Source organism: Pararhodobacter sp. (genome assembly GCF_034676545.1).
Classification (GTDB): Bacteria; Pseudomonadota; Alphaproteobacteria; order Rhodobacterales; family Rhodobacteraceae; genus Pararhodobacter.
Genome location: NZ_JAUCBZ010000015.1, coordinates 2,819,354 through 2,835,070 on the forward strand (window position 1 = coordinate 2,819,354; position 15,717 = coordinate 2,835,070).

The 15,717-nt window shown below is 64.3% G+C and carries 15 protein-coding genes; 14 read left to right on the plus strand and 1 reads right to left on the minus strand.

Annotated features, from left to right (window positions below; genetic code table 11):
• The first annotated feature begins 41 nt into the window (after nt 1-41).
• The 7 genes from VDQ28_RS17270 to VDQ28_RS17300 all read left to right on the plus strand — a co-directional run bounded on the left by VDQ28_RS17270 (nt 42) and on the right by VDQ28_RS17300 (nt 7,295).
• Nucleotides 42-845 carry an IclR family transcriptional regulator gene (locus VDQ28_RS17270; RefSeq protein WP_323037103.1) on the plus strand — a complete coding sequence of 268 codons (804 nt, stop codon included), beginning with the start codon at nt 42-44 and terminating at the stop codon, nt 843-845.
• Nucleotides 846-848: 3 nt separating this feature from the next.
• Complete coding sequence (locus VDQ28_RS17275; protein ID WP_323037104.1) at nt 849-1,280, plus strand: PaaI family thioesterase; 432 nt, start codon at nt 849-851, stop codon at nt 1,278-1,280.
• Between the two features lie 93 nt (nt 1,281-1,373).
• A complete protein-coding gene (locus VDQ28_RS17280) occupies nt 1,374-3,464 on the plus strand; it encodes a 3-hydroxyacyl-CoA dehydrogenase NAD-binding domain-containing protein (RefSeq protein ID WP_323037105.1) in 2,091 nt (696 codons plus the stop codon).
• Between the two features lie 3 nt (nt 3,465-3,467).
• On the plus strand, nt 3,468-4,643 hold the full coding sequence (locus tag VDQ28_RS17285) for an acetyl-CoA C-acyltransferase (RefSeq protein WP_323037106.1): 1,176 nt from the start codon (nt 3,468-3,470) through the stop codon (nt 4,641-4,643).
• 12 nt (nt 4,644-4,655) lie between these two features.
• A complete protein-coding gene (locus VDQ28_RS17290) occupies nt 4,656-5,846 on the plus strand; it encodes an acyl-CoA dehydrogenase family protein (protein ID WP_323037107.1) in 1,191 nt (396 codons plus the stop codon).
• A 25-nt stretch (nt 5,847-5,871) separates the two neighbouring features.
• On the plus strand, nt 5,872-6,888 hold the full coding sequence (locus tag VDQ28_RS17295; RefSeq protein ID WP_323037108.1) for an acyl-CoA dehydrogenase: 1,017 nt from the start codon (nt 5,872-5,874) through the stop codon (nt 6,886-6,888).
• Nucleotides 6,885-7,295 (plus strand): PaaI family thioesterase, encoded by a 411-nt coding sequence (locus VDQ28_RS17300; protein ID WP_323037109.1) that lies wholly within the window; start codon nt 6,885-6,887, stop codon nt 7,293-7,295. The genes VDQ28_RS17295 and VDQ28_RS17300 overlap by 4 nt, the downstream gene beginning before the upstream one ends.
• Nucleotides 7,296-7,403: 108 nt before the next feature.
• Here VDQ28_RS17300 and VDQ28_RS17305 read toward each other — a convergent pair whose 3' ends face one another.
• Nucleotides 7,404-8,876: a class I adenylate-forming enzyme family protein gene (locus tag VDQ28_RS17305; RefSeq protein ID WP_323037110.1), complete on the minus strand. Its 1,473-nt coding sequence runs from the start codon at nt 8,874-8,876 to the stop codon at nt 7,404-7,406.
• A 285-nt stretch (nt 8,877-9,161) separates the two neighbouring features.
• On the opposite strand from VDQ28_RS17305, the gene VDQ28_RS17310 reads away from it, so the two are divergent.
• The 7 genes from VDQ28_RS17310 to VDQ28_RS17340 all read left to right on the plus strand — a co-directional run bounded on the left by VDQ28_RS17310 (nt 9,162) and on the right by VDQ28_RS17340 (nt 15,710).
• A complete protein-coding gene (locus VDQ28_RS17310; protein WP_323037111.1) occupies nt 9,162-10,421 on the plus strand; it encodes a D-amino acid dehydrogenase in 1,260 nt (419 codons plus the stop codon).
• Between the two features lie 303 nt (nt 10,422-10,724).
• Nucleotides 10,725-11,345, plus strand: a complete 621-nt coding sequence (locus VDQ28_RS17315) for a MarR family winged helix-turn-helix transcriptional regulator (RefSeq protein WP_323037112.1) — start codon at nt 10,725-10,727, stop codon at nt 11,343-11,345.
• 80 nt (nt 11,346-11,425) lie between these two features.
• The gene (locus VDQ28_RS17320) at nt 11,426-12,181 is read left to right on the plus strand and encodes a hypothetical protein (protein WP_323037113.1); all 756 of its coding nucleotides are present in this window, start codon (nt 11,426-11,428) and stop codon (nt 12,179-12,181) included.
• A gap of 53 nt (nt 12,182-12,234) precedes the next feature.
• Nucleotides 12,235-12,609, plus strand: coding sequence for a redoxin domain-containing protein (locus VDQ28_RS17325; protein ID WP_323037114.1), 375 nt, complete (start codon nt 12,235-12,237; stop codon nt 12,607-12,609).
• The gene (locus VDQ28_RS17330; protein ID WP_323037115.1) at nt 12,563-12,712 is read left to right on the plus strand and encodes a hypothetical protein; all 150 of its coding nucleotides are present in this window, start codon (nt 12,563-12,565) and stop codon (nt 12,710-12,712) included. The genes VDQ28_RS17325 and VDQ28_RS17330 overlap by 47 nt, the downstream gene beginning before the upstream one ends.
• Before the next feature lie 164 nt (nt 12,713-12,876).
• Complete coding sequence (locus VDQ28_RS17335; protein ID WP_323037116.1) at nt 12,877-13,842, plus strand: nucleoside hydrolase; 966 nt, start codon at nt 12,877-12,879, stop codon at nt 13,840-13,842.
• Nucleotides 13,839-15,710: an adenine deaminase gene (locus tag VDQ28_RS17340; RefSeq protein ID WP_323037117.1), complete on the plus strand. Its 1,872-nt coding sequence runs from the start codon at nt 13,839-13,841 to the stop codon at nt 15,708-15,710. Before VDQ28_RS17335 ends, VDQ28_RS17340 begins: the two co-directional genes overlap by 4 nt.
• The last annotated feature ends 7 nt before the right edge of the window (nt 15,711-15,717 follow it).

Consider the following 15,717-nt stretch of genomic DNA (forward strand, 5'->3'; position numbering starts at 1 on the left):
AAACCGCGAGCCGCGCAGCGACCCAAGCACCGGAGCCCCCGTTGACTGACCTCGAAACCGAGACAGACACGCTGGACGACACCAGCGATCCGAAATTTGTCACGGCGCTGTCGCGTGGACTGGCGCTGCTGCGGTGTTTTCGCGAAAACGAGCTTTACCTTTCCAATCATAGCTTTACGGCGCGCACCGGTCTGCCCAAGGCAACCGTGACCCGGCTGACCTATACCTTGTGCAAGCTTGGATATCTGGTTCAGGCCGAACCCGGTGGCGCCTATCGTCTGGGACCGGGCGTTCTGGCGCTTGGCTATGGGGTGATCGCCGGGATGGAATTGAAGGACCGCGCTCAACTGGAATTGGCCGAGGTCTGTCGCGGCGACAACCCCCATGTCGCGGCGGCGCTGGGCGAGCGCTGCGGCCAATCCATGGTCTATCTGGCAACCCACCGCACCCCCAATTCCGTGGCCATGGTGTTCCATATCGGGGCGCAGTTGCCGCTTTTCCACAGTGCAATCGGGCGCGCAAATCTGATGGGGTTGCCCGAAGACAGGCAGGATCGTCTGCTCGACGACGCGCTGCGCGTCGCCGATGCGGAGGAACAACAACGCCTGAAAGCGAGCCTTCGACGCGCGCGCGACGATTTCGCGCGCTACGGGTTCTGCACCTCGTTCGGCGAATGGCGCACCGAGATCAACGGCGTCGCCGTCTTGGTGAAACCTGCGCAATCCGGGTCGATCTACGCCATGAATGTGGGTGGATTTGCGTTTTTGACCCCCGCCGAATCCCTCATCGACTGCTACGCACCGCGATTGCTTCGCGCCGCGCAGACCCTCAGCCTTGGATCTTGACCTATGCCCGACAACGCCCCGCCCAACATCGAAGGAAGCACCGGGTACATGGCCCATCTCGGCGTCCATCGGACCGCGTGCTCTGACGGTTTCGCACGCTTCGAGCTTGATATCGGGCCACAGCATTTGAACCTGCGCGGCATTCCGCATGGCGGGGTCTATGCGTCGATCCTCGATTCCGCGCTGGGATCGTCGGGCTGTTGGGACAGCGCAACGGAAACCTATTTTCCGTCGGTCACGCTGAACCTGAACATCAGCTATCTGTCGCCATTGCAGGGCACACATTTGATTTGCGAGGCCCGGCGCGTGGGCGGTGGCAAGTCGATCTACTTTTCCGAAGGTGAAGTGCGCGATGACACGGGCGCAGTGCTTGCGCGCGCCTCTGGCACGTTTAAACTGATGTCGCGACGCAAAGCCCCGACACCAGAGACTTAGCAACACGATTTGACGAACAGGCGCGGCCCTTTCAGCAAGAATGGCCCGGCAGTTCCCGCCCCCTCTTAGATGACTCGGCTGAAAGGATAATTCATGACGGATCCGGTACGATACGAAGCGCATGGCGAGATTGGGGTCATCATTGTTGACAATCCACCGGTGAACGCGACCGGTGTTGCGGTTCGGGCCGGACTTGTCGCAGCGGCGGATGCCTTCGCGGCCTCGGATCAGAAGGTTGCGGTTCTGATGGCGGCGGGGCGCACGTTCATTGCCGGGGCCGATATCAAGGAGTTCGGCAAGACACCGCTGGAGCCGCATTTGTCGACGCTGATCCATCATATCGAGGCGCTGGAAAAGCCGATTGTCTGTGTGATCCACGGCACGGCACTGGGCGGCGGGTTCGAGGTGGCGCTGGGGTGTCATTACCGCGTGGCGCTCAAGGGCGCGCGGGTTGGTCTGCCCGAGGTCAATCTGGGGCTGATCCCCGGCGCGGGCGGCACCCAGCGCCTGCCGCGCCTGATCGGCATGATCCCGGCCTGCGAGATCTTCACCTCGGCGCGTCAGGTTGGGGCCGACGAATGCCTGAAACTGGGCATCGTCGAGGCCGTCGTCGAGGGCACACCGCTGGAGGCCGGGTTGGCGTTTGCCCGCAAGATCCTGGCCGAGGATTTGCCGGTGCGGCGCATCAGCGCCATGACCGTGGCTCCCTATGATCCGGCGGATCTGGCGGCGCTCAGGACCAATGTGGCGGCGCGCAATACGGGTCATGTGTGCCATCTGCGCGCCATTGACGTGGCGGTTGCGGGGGCGGATCTGCCGTTTTTCGAGGGCATAAAGCAAGAGCGTCAGGGGTTTTGGGACCTGATGCAAACCCCGCAGCGCGCGGCGATGATCCATGCGTTCTTCTCGGAACGCGCGGTGGCCAGCCTGCCGGAACTCAAAGGCGTGGTGCCGCGCGCGCTGGGGCATATCGGGGTGATCGGTGGTGGCACGATGGGCGGCGGGATCGCGGTGTCCTGCCTGTTGTCGGGGCTGCGTGTCACCTTGATCGAGCGCAACGCGGAGGCCGCGCAAAAGGCCCGCGACGGCATTGCCGGAATGCTGGCCGACAGCGTGAAACGCGGCAAGCTGACGCCCGAAAAGCGCGATGCCTTGCTGGCGGATGCCTTGGTGACAACCGATGACTACGCCGCCCTGTCCGACGCCGATCTGGTGATCGAGGCGGTGTTTGAATTGATGGACGTCAAGAAAGACGTGTTCACCAAGCTGGACGCGATCTGCAAACCCGGCGCTGTGCTGGCGTCCAACACCAGCTATCTGGACATCGACCAGATCGCGGCGATGACCAAGCGCCCGCAGGATGTGCTGGGGCTGCATTTCTTCTCGCCGGCGCATGTGATGAAGCTGTTGGAGATCGTCGAGGCCGCCAAGACCGCGCCCGAGGTTCTGGCCACCGGCTTTGCGCTGGCCAAGGCGCTCAAGAAGATCCCGGTGCGCGCCGGGGTCTGCGACGGGTTCATCGGCAACCGGATCCTGAAGGCCTATCGCACGGCCTGTGATCACATGGTGCTCGAGGGGGCCTCGCCGTTCCAGATGGACGAGGTGCTGGAGGCGTTCGGCTTTGCCATGGGCCCCTTCAAGGTGACCGATCTGGCGGGCATCGACATCGGCTATCTGACGCGCCAACGTCTTGCCCCGACCCGCGATCCGCGCGAACGCTTTGGCGATTGGGGCGATGTCTTGTATGCCAAGGGGCGGTTGGGGCGCAAAACCGGGCATGGGCATTACATCTATGATGCGCAATCACCCAAGGGCCGCCCGGACCCCGAGTTGCTGGAGATCATCGCCGAGGAGCGCGCCCGCAAGGGCATCACCCCGCGCGCGTTCAGCGCCGAGGAAATCGTGGAACGCTACATGGCGGCGATGATCAACGAGGCGGCTCGCGTGGTTGGCGAAGGCATCGCGCGGCGGCCGCTGGATGTCGATGTGACCAAGCTTTACGGCTACGGCTTCCCGCGATTCCGGGGCGGGCCAATGCATTACGCCGATCACATCGGGCTGGAGCGCGTGCTGGCGACGATCACCGAACAGGCCAAAACCGACGATTTCTTTTGGCAACCCGCCCCGCTTTTGCAACAACTGGTGGCCGAGGGCCGCAAATTCGCCGATTTGAACCAAGGATAAACCATGAAAGACGCCGTCATTGTCTCGACCGCCCGCACGCCAATCGGCAAAGCCTTTCGCGGGGCGTTCAACCAGACGCACGGGGTGACGCTGGGCGCGCATGCCGTCAGGCACGCCGTGGAGCGCGCGGGTATCGACCCGGGCCTGATCGAAGACGCGGTGATGGGCTGCGCGATCCCGGAAAACGTGACCGGCGGCAACGCGGCGCGGCTCATCGCCATTCGCGCCGGGCTGCCGGTGACGGTAGCGGGGACCACGGTAAACCGGTTTTGCGCCTCGGGGCTGCAAGCCATCGCGCAGGGCGCGCATATGATCCAGATGGAGGGCGCGCGGGCGATTCTGGCGGGGGGTGTCGAAAGCATCAGCCTCAACCAACCCGCGCCGCGCAACGCGCCCGAGGCCTGGCTTTTGGCCAACAAACCCGAGATCTATCTGCCGATGATCGACACCGCCGATATCGTCGCCGCGCGCTATGGCGTCAGCCGCGAGGCGCAAGACGAATACTCGCTACGCTCTCAGGCGCGGATCGCCGCCGCGCAGCAGGCCGGGCTCTTTGCCGATGAAATCGTGGCGATGGACGTGGAAATGGGCGTCAAGGACAAGGCCACCGGCGACGTCGGCACCAAGACACTGACCCTCGCCCAGGACGAATGCAACCGCCCCGGCACCACGCTGGAAGGGCTGCAATCCTTGGAACCCGTGCGCGGGCCGGGGCAGTTCGTGACGGCGGGCAATGCCTCGCAATTGTCGGATGGCGCGGCGGCGCTGGTGCTGATGTCGGGCGAAGAAGCAGCGCGGGCCGGGCTGGAGCCTCTGGGCGCATTCCGGGGCTATGCCGTGGCCGGTTGCGAGCCAGACGAGATGGGCATCGGCCCGGTGTTCGCCATCCCGCGCCTGCTGGAGCGTCACGGTCTGAAGATCGACGACATCGACCTGTGGGAACTCAACGAGGCCTTTGCCTCGCAATGCCTCTATTGCCGCGACGCGTTGGGGATCGACCCCGAGAAATACAACGTCAACGGCGGCTCGATCGCCATCGGCCACCCGTTCGGCATGTCGGGCGCACGCATGGCCGGGCATATCCTGCTGGAAGGTCGCCGCCGCAACGCCAAATGGGGCGTTGTGACCATGTGTATCGGCGGGGGCGCTGGCGCCGCCGGCTTGTTTGAAATCTTCTGAAAGGGGCCTGACATGGACCTGACCTACACTGCCGAAGACCGCGCGTTCCGCGACGACGTTCGCGCTTTCCTGAAAGCCAAGCTGCCTGCCGAAATCGCGGAAAAAGTGGCCTCGGGCGAGGAATTGACCAAGGCCGACATGGACCTGTGGCACACCCGCCTCAATGAACAGGGTTACCTGGGCGGCGCCTGGCCGAAGAAATTTGGCGGGGCGCAATGGTCGGCCGTGCAAAAGCACATCTTCGAGGAAGAATGCGCCTTTGCCCACGCGCCGCGCATCGTGCCATTCGGCGTCAGCATGCTGGCCCCGGTGCTGCAGGCGTTCGGCTCAAAAGAGCAGCAGGACTATTACCTGCCGCGCATTCTTTCGGGCGAAGATTGGTGGTGTCAGGGCTATTCCGAACCGGGCGCGGGCTCGGATCTGGCCTCGCTCAAGACCCGCGCGGTGCGCGACGGCGACCACTACATCGTCAATGGTCAGAAAACCTGGACGACGCTGGGCCAGCACGCCAACAAGATCTTCTGCCTGGTGCGCACCTCGACCGAGGGCAAGCCGCAGCAGGGGATCTCGTTCCTGCTGATCGACATGGACACCCCGGGCATCGAAGTGCGACCGATCACCCTGATCGACGGTGTTCAGGAAGTGAACGAAGTGTGGTTCACCGATGTGCGCGTGCCGGTGGAAAATCTGGTCGGCGAAGAGAACAAGGGCTGGACCTATGCCAAATATCTGCTGACCCATGAACGCACCGGCATTGCGGGCGTGGGCTATGCCAATGCGGCGCTGGCTGCACTCAAGGAGATCGCGCGCACCGAATTGAACCACGGTCGCCCGCTGATCGAGGACCCGCAGTTTGCCGCCCGTCTGGCGCGGATCGAGATTGACCTGATGGCGATGGCGACCACCAACCTGCGGGTGGTGGCGGGCGCAGATTCCGGGGCGGCGCCGGGCGCGGAATCGTCGATGCTCAAGGTCAAGGGCTCGATCCTGCGCCAGCAGATCAACGATCTGGCGCGGCGCGCCGTTGGTCCTAGGGCGGTGCCCTTCGTGCCTGCGGGCCTTGACAGCAACCTCTATCATCCGGGCCCCGAGCACGCCGCCAAAGCAGCCAACACCTATTTGAACAACCGCAAGATCTCGATTTACGGCGGCTCGAACGAAGTGCAGCGCGGCATCATCACCAAAGCCATTCTGGGTCTGTAATTCGCGGCTCCGAGGAGGAAAACACATGGATTTCAATCATACCGAAGAGCGTCGGATGCTGGCCGACAGTCTGCGCCGCACGCTGGAGCGCGGGGCAAGCTGGGCGGATTTGGCCGAGCTGGGCGTGTTGGGCGCGCTGTTCACCGAGGCCGAGGGCGGGTTCGGCGGGGCCGGGTTCGACCTGGCCGTGGTTTATGAGGAACTGGGCCGCGCGGGCTGCACCCTGCCGGTGCTCGAGGCCGGTCTGGCGGGCGGTCTGCTGGCCGATTGCGGCAAGTCGGATCTGGTGGAACAGGTGATCGCGGGCAGCCTGCGCGTGACGCTGGCCCATACAGAACCGGGTCTGCGCTATGATCTGGGGCCGATCACCACGACGGTGAACAACGGCACGGTTTCGGGCCGCAAATCGGTGGTTCTCGCCGCCGACGACGCCGATCTTCTGGTGGTCTCGGCGCTGCAGGACGGCGCGCTGGCCCTGTTCGGCGTCGATCCCAAAGCCAAGGGCGTGACGCTGTACACCACCCCGGCCCTGAACGGCGGTACGGTCAGCGAGGTGACGCTCGACGCGGCCCCAGCCACGCCGCTGGGCGGCAACATGGCGATGATCGAAGCCCGCATCGCCGCCGCAACCCTGGCCGTCTGCGCCGATACCCTGGGTGCAATGGACACCGCCGTGGCCATGACCCTCGATTACCTGCGCACCCGCACACAGTTCGGCGTGCCGATCGGCAAATTTCAGGCCCTGCAACACCGCATGGCCGATGTCGCCATCGAGGTCGAGATGGCACGCTCGGCGGTGATCAACCTCGCCGGCCACCTCGGTGCCGACCCGGCGGAACGCGACCGTCAGACCTCGGCGGCCAAGAACCTGCTGGGCCGCACGGCACGACTGGTGGCCGAAGAAGCGATCCAGATGCACGGCGGCATCGCCATGACCGAGGAATACGCCCTCGCCCCCTACGCGCGCCGCCTCATCGCCGCCGACCACCGCTACGGCGACGAAGACTGGCACCTCGAGCGTTTCATCCGGCTCTCGGCATGAGCGTCGCCGCCGATGCGTCAGGCACCGCGCGCCTGCTGAATTGGCGGATCGACACCGAGCGACCGGATGGGCGGATCGCGGTCAGCATGGAAGTCCATCACGACCACACCAACCGGCACGGCAACATGCACGGTGGCCTGATCGCCACCGTGCTTGACACCGCGATGGGGGCAACCGCCAGCTACCTCAAAGGCGACGGCGGACGCGTTCCCTTCTCGACCATCTCGATGACGGTGAATTTCATCGCCCCCATGCCCCTTGGCACCATCACCGCGACCGGCCGCATCATGGGCGGCGGCTATAAGACCGTCTTTGTCGAAGGCGAAGCGCACGACCAGAACGGAACCCTTATTGCCCAATCCACCGGCACCTTCAAACGCGCACCGATGGAAAAGCCCCAGACCTGAACCGCTCGGGGGCTTTCGGCTTCATCTTGCTCTAAATACTCAGCCTTTTTTTCAAACGCCGCATCCTTGGGCGCGCTGCCAACAGGTTTCGCCCCGGCGCGCGCCTGCCTACGGCATGAACTCGGCAATCAACGCAGGTTTGCGGATTTTTCCCGCCGAGGTCAGCGGCATGGCGGGCACGATGATCACATGCTGCGGCCGTTTATAGGCCGCGATCCGATCCTTCAAAAACTCCGCGATTGTCGCCGCCTCTGTCTTGCCGTCGGTGGTGACAAAGGCCAGCACCTCCTCGTTGCCCGGCACGATGCGCCCGACGACGGCGGCTTGCACCACGCCGGGGCAGGCCATCAGCGCGGCCTCGACCTCGGGTGGATAGACGTTGAACCCTGAGCGGATGATCAGCTCCTTGCTGCGGCCGACCAGATGTGCAGCACCGTCCGGCTCGATGCGCCCCAGATCGCCGGTGCGCAGAAACCCGTCGTCGGTAAAGGCCTCGGCGGTGGCTTGCGGATTCTTGTAATAGCCCAGCATCACCCCCGGCCCGCGAAATTGCAATTCACCGACCCCATCCTCGCCGGGCGCGGCAACCCGCAACTCGCACCCCGGATAAGGATAGCCGATCGAGCCATCCGAACGCGGCGGGCCAAACACCGTCGAGGTCACCCCGGGCCCGGCCTCGGTCAGGCCATAGCCGTTGTTGAACTTGATGTTGAACCGCGCCTCGATCCGGGTTTTCAGGGCCGGGTCCATCGGCGAACCCCCTGCCCCCATCATCCGCAAACGCGGCGCGTTCAATGCAACCTCTCCGGCGTCAAGCTTGCGCATGATCTGCTCGAACATCTGCGGGACACCGGACGTCACAGTGCCGCCCTCGGCCAGTGCGTTCATCAGGCCCTCGACCGTGAACCGCGCCAACAGGCGCACCGTCGCACCGCCCGACAGCCCCGCCAGCAAGGCCGTCGACAGCGCCATGATATGCGTGCACGGGATCGCCAGCACCAGCACGTCGCCCGGTGCAAAACCGCGTTGACGGGCGGTGGTCAGCGCGTTGAACAGCAGGCTGGAATGCGACAGCATGACGCCCTTGGGTGCGCCGGTGCTGCCCGAGGTGTAAACCAGTGCCGCGACCTGCTGTTCGGGCGTCTCATGGACCGGTTCCGTCACCGCGTTCGGATCAACGAGAACCGTGAGCGGCGCGCCCAGAACCTCCGGACCCTGTGACGCGCCCAACCGCTGGGCGTGCGCGCCTGCGTCGGCGGAGACGGCGGTGGTGAAAACCGTAACGCGTGGGGTGGCATTGGCGCGAATGGCGTCCAGTTCCGGCGCGGTGATCCGGGCATTGGCGGGCACGCACCACGCGCGCAATTTCATCGCCGCCAGAAACATCACCGCCAGCAAGGCGCAATTCTCGGCCACGACAACGATCCGGTCGCCGGGTTGAACGCCAAGCCGTTGCAGCGCGTGCGCACCCTCGTCGATCGCCGCGTTCAAGGCGCCATAGGTCAGCGCTGTGTCATCATAATCAATCAGCGCGATTGACCCGGTTGGTTTGTCCTGTGTCAGATCGTCAAGCCAGCGCATAAGAACCCTCTTTGTTTCCCGAAGTGTTAAGCTGGAGTCGCCGCTGTCGTCAATTAATTTGAAACACTGTTCCACCGTCCAGAACATTGCGACCCGGGCCCACGGCGCCACGGCTTGAGGTCTGCGCCACAGGGACAACACGCACCGTTGTGTTCACTATCAAGGTCACGTCTTTCCTCAATAGCGGTCGATCCGCCTGAATTGCCGTTGCACGCGGGAAACCTCGGCTTGCAGTTGTCACGCCGCTGACGCATCTTGGCCGGAACACCATTGAGGGGCACTCGGATGAAAGTTGTCGTTATGGGCGCGGGCGTGATCGGCGTCACAACCGCTTATTATCTCGCCAAACAGGGCGCGCAGGTGGTTGTCATCGACCGCCAGACCGGGCCGGGGCTGGAAACCAGCTATGCCAATGCCGGGCAGTTGAGCTATGGCATGAGTTCTCCCTGGGCCGCGCCGGGTATCCCGATGAAAGCGGTCAAATGGATGTTCATGAAACGCCGCCCGTTGTTCATCTGGCCGCTGATCAGCCCGACCATGTGGAAATGGTGTGTGCAGATGGTCGCGAACTGCAACGAGTCCAGCTATCGCATCAACAAGGGTCGCATGGTGCGGGTTTCAAGCTATTCGCGCGATGTGATGCCCGATTTGATCGCCGAAACGGGGATCGAGTTTGACGGGCGCGCGCAAGGCACCTTGCAGCTTTTCCGTACCGAGAAACAGGTCAAGGCCTCGAAAGCCGATCAGGACGTTCTGGCGGAATACAATTCCCCGTACGAAGTGCTGGACCGCGACGCCTGCATCAGTGTTGAACCGGCGCTGGCCGAGGTGCGCCACAAATTTGTCGGCGGGTTGCGGATGACGGCGGATCGCACCGGCGATTGCCGCATGTTCACCATCGCGCTGACCGAGAAATGCGCCGAGATGGGCGTGGAATTTCATTACGGCCAGTCGATCAAACGCATCGCGGTCGAGAATGGCCAGATTGCAGGCGTGGACACCGAAATCGCCGGGCGCATCACGGGCGATGCCTATGTCTGTGCAATGGGCAGTTTCGCGGTGAATGTGTTGAACCCGATTGGCATCAAGCTGCCGGTCTACCCGGTCAAGGGGTACTCGGTCACGCTGCCGGTCACCGACGACGCCTTTGCCCCGCAATCGACGATCATGGACGAGACCCACAAAGTCGCCATCACCCGCCTGGGCGACCGGATCCGGGTGGCCGGACAGGCCGAGATTGCCGGATATTCCGACCGCCTCGGACCCCATGCCACCGATACGGTGAAGCATGTGATCGGCGATCTGTTTCCCAAGGGCGGCGATATTTCCAAGGCCGAGGGCTGGACCGGGTTGCGCCCGATGACCCCTGATGGAACCCCGGTTTTGGGGCCGACGCGCTACAAGAACCTGTTCGTCAACACCGGGCACGGGACGCTTGGGTGGACAATGGCCTGCGGCTCTGGTCGCGCGGTGGCCGATGTGGTGTTGGGCAAAACGCCCGAGATCTCGTTCGACGGGCTCACGGCGGCGCGTTACGAGCGCTGAGTCAAGACGGGCAAAGCCGGGCCTGCCCGGCGGCCCGCGACTGGCACGCACACGCCATCCAGACTTTGACCGACGGCAGCGCCAAGCAGCGGCGCGGCCCTGACGGTGCTTGGGCCCTCCGGTCTTGGCATCGCCTTTGGTGCGCGGGTGCCGCCAGCCGTATCGCGCACGGCTTTCAAGGCAACAAAGCTGGCTCCCTTTTGCAAATCATCGGCGTGGACCAAGACAGCATCCCGATTGGGCGGCAGGATTTTTCTTGCTTTACTTAGGACTCCTATGTATTAACACCATAAGGAGGCACCCATGCACAATGCCCAGATCGCCTTTGCCCTCGATCGGATTGGCCGCGTGCTGAAATCCCACGCGTGGGATCAGGCTGAAGACACCAACCTCACCCCGACGCAGAGCCAGATCCTCGCGCGGATCGCCTCGCAGGGTCCGTCGCGCAGCAGCGCCCTCGCCGCCGACCTCGGGGTGAGCCAACCGACGATCAGCGACGCCGTCACGGCGTTGGTGCGCAAGGGTCATGTCTGCCGCGCGCGTGATCCGCAGGATGCTCGGGCCGTCCGTTTGAGCCTGACGGCGCAGGGGCAACGTCTGGCAGACAGCACGCGAGCGCCATCGCCCACGCTGCTCGCGGCGCTGGATATGCTGTCCGACAAAGACCGTGGCGCCTTGCAACGCGGGTTGATCGGGTTGATCCGGTCCCTGCAAGAGGCGCGCGCAATCCCGGTGCAGCGCCTATGCGTCACCTGTGCCCGTTTCCGCCCCCATGCCCATGACGATGCACGAAATCCGCATCATTGCGCCTTTGTCGACGCCGCGTTCGGGGATGCCGCGCTGCGAACCGACTGTGGCGACCACGAGAAAGCCGCGCCAGAGGCGCGCGCCCGGATTTGGGCGCGTTTCAAAGACGCGGCCTGAGTCGGGTGCCCGACGCCGCGGCAACGGCCCGGACACCCTTTTTGCCAACCTTCCAAAGGATGAAAAGGAAGCACCCCATCATGACACCGAACAGATTTCACTTCCAGAACCTAAGTGCATGCACCCTTGTGGCGGCACTCATGGCCCTGCCCGCGCTGGCGGATGGCACGCATACCGGCGGCATCACGGCGACCGCCGGCGACGCGGCACCGTTTGACATCGTGCACACGCGGATCACCACCGAGGGCCGCGTTGCAACCTTTCACATGGCCGTCTCGGGCCGCGCCGGCGAAAGCCACCCGGCGGCGACGGGTGCCTTGGCCGGGTCCGAGGTGTTCGCCTATGTCTGGCCGACCACGCTGGATGCCGCGACGGTCGGGTTCGAGGCGGGCGCGGGCATTCTGGCAATGGTCGCTACGGCGCACCCCGATTTCGACGACACGCCGCTCTTTGATGAGAACGGCGATGGTGACCGCGCCAATGACGGGGATCTATGGCACAGCCATTGGGTCGTGCTGGGCCCTGACGAGGCCTGCGGGGTGGGTGCGCTGAAGGTGATCGACATCCCCGAAGGCGCCACCCCGGCGCTGCCGCTGACATGGCCCGGCCTGCCCCTGTTGATCGACAGCCCCGGCTGGGGCCCGGTCATCGCGGGCGAAACCATCGAAATCGCGGTGCCGTTTGACGATATCGGCGCGGTCGAGGCGGCCGGATTTGACGGGGTGACGGCGGGCCTTCGGGTGAACGCCAACCTCCACGCGCCGCTGTTGTGCGTCGTCAATGTCTTTGACGTGGCATCCGGCGATCTCAGCCTGCCGGGTCGCGTCAATCAATGATCACGCTGGCGGCGGCCTCGCACCGCCGCCAGCCTTTCCAGAGAGGGTTTCTCATGTCTGATCTTGCCCCGCCGATCCATGCCGCCGAATGGCTGAACACGCCCGAACCGCTGACACTTGAGGCCTTGCGCGGGCGGGTCGTGGTGGTCGAGTGTTTCCAGATGCTCTGCCCCGGCTGCGTCAGTCACGGATTGCCGCAAGCCAGCCGCGTGGCGCAGACCTTTCGCCCGCAGGATGTGGCGGTGATCGGCCTGCATTGCGTGTTCGAGCACCATGACGCGATGACCCCGATTGCCCTGCGCGCGTTCCTGCATGAATACCGCATTCGGTTTCCGGTGGCGGTGGATGCGCCCTGGCCGCAACGGACCCTTGCCGCAGACCATGACGGCCTGGCAGTTGCAGGGCACGCCGACGCTGATACTCATTGACCGGATCGGGCGGATCCGGGCGCGCCATTTCGGATCCGTCGAGGATCTGGCGCTGGGGGCCGAGATCATGATGCTCATGCAAGAAAACGGCGCAGAAGCCTGAGGTGAGGTTGCTGATTTCGCGCGATGACCCTTTCAGCAGGCCACTTTGGCGTCGATAACTGGCGGATTCTGAACCGCAGGATATGCCGGAAAAGGGATGGACTTGTCTGGGTCCAGCCTGTTTGTTAACGCGGACTTAGTGGGCATCAGAGGATCCGCACGCACATGACTCGACGGCTCATTCTGGATACCGACGGCGGCGTTGACGACGCGCAAGCCCTGCTGATGCTGATCGCGGCTGGCAAAGCCCCGGATGCGATCACCACGGTGTTCGGCAATGTCGATCTGGCCGCAGCGACGCGCAACATTCTGGCGGTGCTGGCGGTCGCGGGGTGCGAGGATGTGCCCGTCCATACAGGGGCCGAGCGCCCGCTCAATCAGCCGCTGATCGATGCCGCCGCCATCCACGGCGCGGATGGTCTGGGCGGCGCTCCGCGCCCGGATCACACGGTGGAACCAACCGGCAGTGACGCGGTGGGCTATCTGGTCGCCACCCTGCGCGAGGCCGCGCGGTGCGGCGATACGGTCGATCTGCTGATGATCGGGCCGCTGACCAATCTGGCGCTGGCCTTGCGGCTTGCCCCGGATTGCATGGCGGGTATCGGACAGGTGACCATCATGGGCGGCTCGGTCTATGGGCGCGGCAATGTGACCCCGGCGGCGGAGTTCAACATTTTCTCGGACCCAGAAGCCGCCGGCATCGTGTTTGGCGCCGCGATCAACATCGTCTTGGTGCCCTGGGAGGCCTGTGTGGCGCATTCCGTCACCGGGGCTGCGGTGGATGCTCTGTTTGACGCGGTGTCAGACGGTCCAGCCAAAGAGTTCTCGGTTGCGCTGGCCGCACATGCGCGCAAGGTCATCGCGGGATTTGGCGGCGGCGATAACTTCCGCTTTGTTGACCCATTGGCGGCGGCGGTGGTGATCGAGCCGGGCATCATCCGGAAATTCCTGCGCGCCTCGGTCGATGTGGCTTTGGCCCCCGGCATCACGCGCGGCATGACGGTGGTTGACCCCTCGGGGCGGTTGGGAACACCGACCAGCACCATTGTCGAAGCGGTTGACATGGACCGCCTGGTCGCGCTGTTCAACGCCTCACTCCACCACCAACCACCAAAGGTTACCACGCCATGAAAGATCAAACGCCCCCCACCGATGCGCTGATCAATGCGGCTGACGAGGTGAAAATCCGGCAAAACCTGGTGCGTGTGGCCTTGGGGCACGCGCCTGCCGATACGCGGCTGCGGGTGGGCAGGATGCTCGATGTGCATTCGCGCATGTGGCTGACAGATCAAGAAATTATCCTGTCAGGCCGCCGCATCGCCTATGTTGGCCCGGCGGGGTCTTATCCCGGCACCGTGGCGCATGACGTGCATGAGCCCGACCTGATGGCCGTGCCCGGATTTGGCGAGGTGCACAAGCATATCGAAAGCTCGCATGTCACGCCCGAATGGGAGGCGGCGTTGGTCCTGCCCCATGGCAACACCTGGACCTGCGAGGCCAGCCACGAGTTTTCCAACGTGGACGGGCCGAACAACCTGGCGTTCTGGTTTGCCGCGCGACTGGCGGGCAGTCCGCAGAAAATCTTTCCGCTGCCCGGGTCCGCCGTGCCGCCGACCGCCTATGAATGGGGCGGCGGGTATTTCGGCTATGACGAACAACACAGCTTCATGGCCGACAACCTGATGGTCGCGGGGCTGGATGAGGTGATGGACTGGCCCGCCGTCTGGAACCCGGAAAACCCGTCCTATGAACGGTTGTGGGGCATGATCGAGGCGACGTTCCAACACCGCGGCGTCGTCGAGGGGCACGCCGCCGGAATCAAGGACTTGCCGACAATCAGCGCCTTTGCCGCCGCCGGGCTGGCGTCGGATCACGAGGCCTGGACCAGTGAGGAAGTGCTCGACAAACTGCGGCGCGGCTTGTTCATGGAGCTGCGCCCGCATTCGGTGCAAGACATGATCAAGGGGCTGCTGGAGGCCGGGTTGAGCGACTGGAGCCAATTCGCGTTGACCACCGATGACCGCTCGTGCTCCGACACGTTGAAGCTGGGCGCAACCGATCACAACGTGCGGCTGGCCATTCAGGCCGGGCTGGCACCGGAAATCGCCATTCAGATGGTCACGATCAACCCTGCGCGCCACATGCGGCTGACGCCGTGGGTCGGGTCGATTGCGCCGGGGCGGTTTGGCGATATCGTCTTGCTGGATGACTTGGAAAGCCTGTCGATCCGCAAGGTTTGGGCGGATGGCGAACTGGTGGCCGAGGCTGGCAAATACCTCAAGCCGGTGCCCAAGATTGATTGGCCCGACTGGGCGACGCGGACGGTGAATATCCAGCGCGAGATGACCGCTGACGACTTCGCCATTCCCGCTGAACCAGGCCGCGAGACGATGACAGCGGCGCTGCTGCGGCCCTTCCATTGGCATGACGCGTTCATCGAGATGGAGCTGCCCGTCGTGGACGGACAAGTGCAGCGCGACGCGGATCGCAACGTCACCAAATTCGCCATTGTGGACCGGTTCTCGGGTGCGGGGAAAACCTCAAGGATGTTCTGGCTGGGCACCGGGCCGAAAACGCCTGACACGGCGCTGGCCTGCTCGATGGGGCATGACAAACACAATATCTGGGTGGTGGGGTCCTCGGACGCGGCGATGGCGCAGGCCGTGAATGCGCTGCGCGAGATCCAGGGCGGCTGGGCCTTGGTGCGGGGCGGCGCGGTGGTCGCCACGGTGCGCTATGAGGTGGGCGGCCTGATGACCTGCCGCGCACCCGCCGAACTGGACGCCGAGATGCAGGCGCTTTACGCCGAGGGCGCGAAAATCGAGTGGATGTATGAGCCCACGTTCAGCCCGCGCTGGTTCCCCGGTTTCCCCGAGCGTCTGGCCTTTGCCACGCTGACCTGCGCGCCCTGGCGCTGGGTGCTGGTGGCCCCGTCCGAGCGCGCGCCAGAGGGGTTTGTCAATGTCGCCACCGGGCAAACCCACCCGATCATCTGGTGACACAGAT

What these genes read in the sequence shown, in the direction of transcription:
- VDQ28_RS17315 (WP_323037112.1), top strand. Translation starts at nt 10,725, where the DNA reads ATGCACAATGCCCAGATCGCCTTTGCCCTCGATCGGATTGGCCGCGTG.
- VDQ28_RS17295 (WP_323037108.1), top strand. Translation starts at nt 5,872, where the DNA reads ATGGATTTCAATCATACCGAAGAGCGTCGGATGCTGGCCGACAGTCTG.
- VDQ28_RS17280 (WP_323037105.1), top strand. Translation starts at nt 1,374, where the DNA reads ATGACGGATCCGGTACGATACGAAGCGCATGGCGAGATTGGGGTCATC.
- VDQ28_RS17275 (WP_323037104.1), top strand. Translation starts at nt 849, where the DNA reads ATGCCCGACAACGCCCCGCCCAACATCGAAGGAAGCACCGGGTACATG.
- VDQ28_RS17285 (WP_323037106.1), top strand. Translation starts at nt 3,468, where the DNA reads ATGAAAGACGCCGTCATTGTCTCGACCGCCCGCACGCCAATCGGCAAA.
- VDQ28_RS17335 (WP_323037116.1), top strand. Translation starts at nt 12,877, where the DNA reads ATGACTCGACGGCTCATTCTGGATACCGACGGCGGCGTTGACGACGCG.
- VDQ28_RS17340 (WP_323037117.1), top strand. Translation starts at nt 13,839, where the DNA reads ATGAAAGATCAAACGCCCCCCACCGATGCGCTGATCAATGCGGCTGAC.
- VDQ28_RS17320 (WP_323037113.1), top strand. Translation starts at nt 11,426, where the DNA reads ATGACACCGAACAGATTTCACTTCCAGAACCTAAGTGCATGCACCCTT.
- VDQ28_RS17305 (WP_323037110.1), bottom strand. Translation starts at nt 8,876, where the DNA reads ATGCGCTGGCTTGACGATCTGACACAGGACAAACCAACCGGGTCAATC.
- VDQ28_RS17310 (WP_323037111.1), top strand. Translation starts at nt 9,162, where the DNA reads ATGAAAGTTGTCGTTATGGGCGCGGGCGTGATCGGCGTCACAACCGCT.
- VDQ28_RS17300 (WP_323037109.1), top strand. Translation starts at nt 6,885, where the DNA reads ATGAGCGTCGCCGCCGATGCGTCAGGCACCGCGCGCCTGCTGAATTGG.
- VDQ28_RS17325 (WP_323037114.1), top strand. Translation starts at nt 12,235, where the DNA reads ATGTCTGATCTTGCCCCGCCGATCCATGCCGCCGAATGGCTGAACACG.
- VDQ28_RS17330 (WP_323037115.1), top strand. Translation starts at nt 12,563, where the DNA reads ATGACGGCCTGGCAGTTGCAGGGCACGCCGACGCTGATACTCATTGAC.
- VDQ28_RS17290 (WP_323037107.1), top strand. Translation starts at nt 4,656, where the DNA reads ATGGACCTGACCTACACTGCCGAAGACCGCGCGTTCCGCGACGACGTT.